The organism is Acidimicrobiales bacterium, from assembly GCA_035540975.1.
Taxonomy (GTDB): Bacteria; Actinomycetota; Acidimicrobiia; order Acidimicrobiales.
Window position 1 is genome coordinate 1 of sequence record DATLFN010000145.1, and the last position, 3,586, is coordinate 3,586.

A 3,586-nucleotide genomic window follows, 5' to 3' on the forward strand; every position below is an offset into this window, starting at 1 on the left:
GGGCAGGGGGGGCGGGGGCGTCGTGGTCGTGGTCGTGGTCGTGGGAAGCGGCGCCACTGCGGCGGCCATCGGCGTCACCGTGACAGGCACCGACTCGGCCGAGCGGTTCCCGGCGGCGTCGAACGCCGACACCGTGTACTCGTAGCGCACGCCGTTGGTCAGCCCCGTGTCGGTGAAGGCGGACGACGTGGTGGTCGCCACCGGCGTGCCGTTGCGGGACACCCGGTAGCCGGCCAGGTCGGCGGCGACCACGGGCAGCCACGACAGCGCCGCCTGCCCGTCGCCCGCCACGCCGGCCAGCGCCGTCGGGACGGGCGGCGGCGTGGTGTCGGGCGGCGGCGCCGGCGTCGACGTCAAGAACGCGCTGTTGGCGGTGTTCCACTTCGTCGCCAGGTAGCTGCCGCTGGGCACCGCCGTGGAGTAGTAGTCGTCGTTGTTGCAGTCGAGGAGGTACTCCTCGGTGTCGGGGCACACCTTCGCCAACACGGTCGAGGGAGTGTCGACATAGCACATCCGGTCCGACTCGTCGGTGCAGTGCCAGCCGCCGCTCGAATTCGGCGCGCTCAGCTGGACCCCGCCCAGCATGTGGACCAGCTCGTGGGCCTCCACGGACGCGTTCCGCCCCCAGCACCCGCTGTCGACGCGGCCGACCAGCGGGCTGGCCCAGGAGACGCCGTTGTTGGCGTTCTCCTGCCCGGGCCGGTCGTCGCCATAGATGCCCGCGATCCCGCAGTAGACGTTGGCGTCGGCCCACACGAGGTACTTGCGGTCGGTTCGGTTGAAGCCCTTGGCGTACAGCTCGTCCTCGGTGTTGGAGAGCGAGTCGTCGCCGCTGGGCGACAGCACCACCTTCGCCACGTTGAGGCTGCAGTCGGGGTTGGTCACCCAGCGCACGTGGCGCACTCCGCCGGTCTGGGCGGCACTGGCGTTGAAGACGGCATCGACGTTCGTCGCCCACTGCGGGATCAGCGGTGCGATACTGGCGAAGCGGTCGGTGCGGTCGCTGGCCACCGCGTAGATGGCCTGGACCCGCTTCCCGGACGTGCCGTCGTCGATGCACAGGAGGGAGCCGTGGCCGTCCTGGGGCAGGGCGGCCGCCTGGTCGGCCTCCATGGCGGCGAGCGACCGGGGCCGGGCCACGTCGACGCCGGCGGGCGCCGGGTCAGGGCCGTGCGTGCAGCGGCCGCTGCCCGGGTGGCCGAGCTCGAAGCCGTTGCGGCACGGTCCGGCGTCGGCGGCGTACAGCCCGCGGTAGACGAGACCCCGGTCGGGGTCGGCGGCGGGCCCGCCGGAGCCCGACGATGCGGCCGAGGGCGGTGCCGACACGAAGCCAGGACCGACGAGAGCGAGGCTGACTGCGACGGCGAGAGCGCCGAACGTTCCCATCTGCACCTCCAAGGCGTGCGATGGGTATCGGCGTCCGGAAGGGCCCGATTGAGTGGGTCTTCGTCGCGACCACGTACGATGGGGTGTTCCCGCCTCGTTCCGCGCCCCAGCGGCGGACACGACCCGAACCCGAGAAGGCCCGCATGCCCGCGCGTCCCGACCTGCGCAACGTCGCAATCATCGCCCACGTCGACCACGGCAAGACCACGCTGGTCGACGCCATGCTCTGGCAGTCCGGGATCTTCCGCGTCAACCAGGACGTGGCCGAGCGGGTCATGGACTCCACCGACCTGGAGCGGGAGAAGGGCATCACCATCCTCGCCAAGAACACCTCGGTGCGCTACGGCGACGTGAAGCTGAACATCGTCGACACGCCGGGCCACGCCGACTTCGGCGGCGAGGTGGAGCGGGCCCTGTCCATGGTCGACGGCGTCCTGCTCCTGGTCGACGCGGCGGACGGGCCCCAGCCCCAGACCCGCTTCGTGCTGCGCAAGGCCCTGGAGGCCCGCCTGCCGGTCATCCTGGTGGTGAACAAGGTGGACCGGCCCGACGCCCGCACCAAGGAGGTGCTGGACGAGGTCTACGAGCTGTTCCTCGACCTCGACGCCGACCACGACCAGATCGAGTTCCCGATCGTCTACTGCAACGCCCGGGACGGGAAGGCGTCGCTCGACCCCGACGACGCCGGCGCCACCCTCGCTCCCCTCTTCGACCTGCTCGTCTCCCACATCCCGGCGCCCACCTACGAGGAGGACCACCCCCTCCAGGCGTTCGTCACCAACCTCGACCGCTCCCCCTACCTCGGCCGCTTGGCCGTGTGCCGGGTGCGCCAGGGCACCATCACCCGGGCGTCGACGGTCGCCTGGTGCCGGGCCGACGGCACCATCGAGCGGGTCAGGACCAGCGAGCTGTTCGTCACCGAGGGGCTCGAGCGGGTGAGCGCCGAGGAGGCGGGGCCGGGCGAAATCATCGCCGTGGCCGGCCTGGACGACGTCACCATCGGCGAGACGCTGGCCGACCCCGACGACCCCCGCCCGCTCCCGGTCTTGACCATCGACCAGCCCAGCCTGTCGATGACGATCGGCGTCAACACCTCACCCCTCGCCGGCCGGGACGGCACCAAGCTCACCGCCCGCCAGATCAAGGCCCGCCTCGACACCGAGCTGATCGGCAACGTCTCGCTCAAGGTGCTGCCCACCGACCGGCCCGACACCTGGGAGGTCCAGGGCCGCGGCGAGCTCCAGCTGGCCGTGCTGGTGGAGACCATGCGCCGGGAGGGCTTCGAACTCACGGTGGCCAAGCCGCAGGTGGTCACCCGCGAGGTCGACGGCCGGGTCCACGAGCCGGTGGAGCGCCTCAGTGTGCACGTCCCCGAGGAGCACCTGGGGACGGTCACCCGGCTCCTGGCCGTGCGCAAGGGCCGCCTCCAGCACATGGTGAACCACGGCACCGGATGGGTCCGCCTCGAGTACCTGGTGCCGGCGCGGGGGCTCATCGGGTTCCGCACGGAGTTCCTGACCGAGACCCGCGGCACCGGCATCCCCCACCACGTGTTCGAGGGCTACGAGCCGTGGCACGGCGAGCTGCGGACCCGCCAGAGCGGCAGCATCGTGGCCGACCGCAAGGGGCCCACCACCACGTTCGCCCTCATGAACCTCCAGGAGCGGGGAGACATGCTCGTCGGCCCCGGGGTCGAGGTGTACGAGGGGATGATCGTGGGCGAGAACGCCCGGGGCGAGGACATGGACGTCAACCCGGTCAAGGAGAAGAAGCTCACCAACATGCGGTCGTCCACGGCCGACGAGCTGGTGCGCCTCACCCCTCCCCGGATCCTGTCGCTCGAGCAGGCCCTCGAGTTCGTCGCCGAGGACGAGTGCGTGGAGGTGACGCCGAAGGCGGTGCGCCTGCGCAAGCTCGTGCTGGCGCAGACCGACCGCCGCCGTTCGCAGAGACGGGTCGAGCGCACCGCCTGAGCGTCGCCGCCCGCCGGCGGCCGACCGCCGCCCGCGCCCGGCGCCCGGCGCGGAGCCCACGCTCAGCGGATGCGGCGGCGGGCCTCCCGGGCCTCCCGGGCCAGGCGGGCGGCCGAGCCGGAGGCCGACGCCCGCAGGGCGTCGACCACCGAACGCACGGTCGGCGAGGCGGGGACGTCGGGCAGGGAGGGCGGCGGGCCCTCGGCCGGCACGCGCCCCCCGAGCTC

Annotated in this window: 2 protein-coding genes; one reads left to right on the forward strand and one right to left on the reverse strand. The window is 72.4% G+C overall.

Annotation, left to right across the window (positions count from 1 at the left end; genetic code table 11):
* Positions 1-1,386, reverse strand: a 1,386-nt coding sequence (locus VM242_14530; GenBank protein HVM06380.1) for a fibronectin type III domain-containing protein, incomplete at its 3' end; no start/stop codon positions are given.
* Positions 1,387-1,529: 143 nt separating this feature from the next.
* On the opposite strand from VM242_14530, the gene typA reads away from it, so the two are divergent.
* Positions 1,530-3,359, forward strand: a complete 1,830-nt coding sequence (gene typA / locus VM242_14535) for a translational GTPase TypA (GenBank protein HVM06381.1) — start codon at positions 1,530-1,532, stop codon at positions 3,357-3,359.
* Positions 3,360-3,586: the final 227 nt, after the last annotated feature.

Coding starts and splice junctions, on each gene's coding strand:
- typA (HVM06381.1), top strand. CDS start 1,530: ATGCCCGCGCGTCCCGACCTGCGCAACGTCGCAATCATCGCCCACGTC.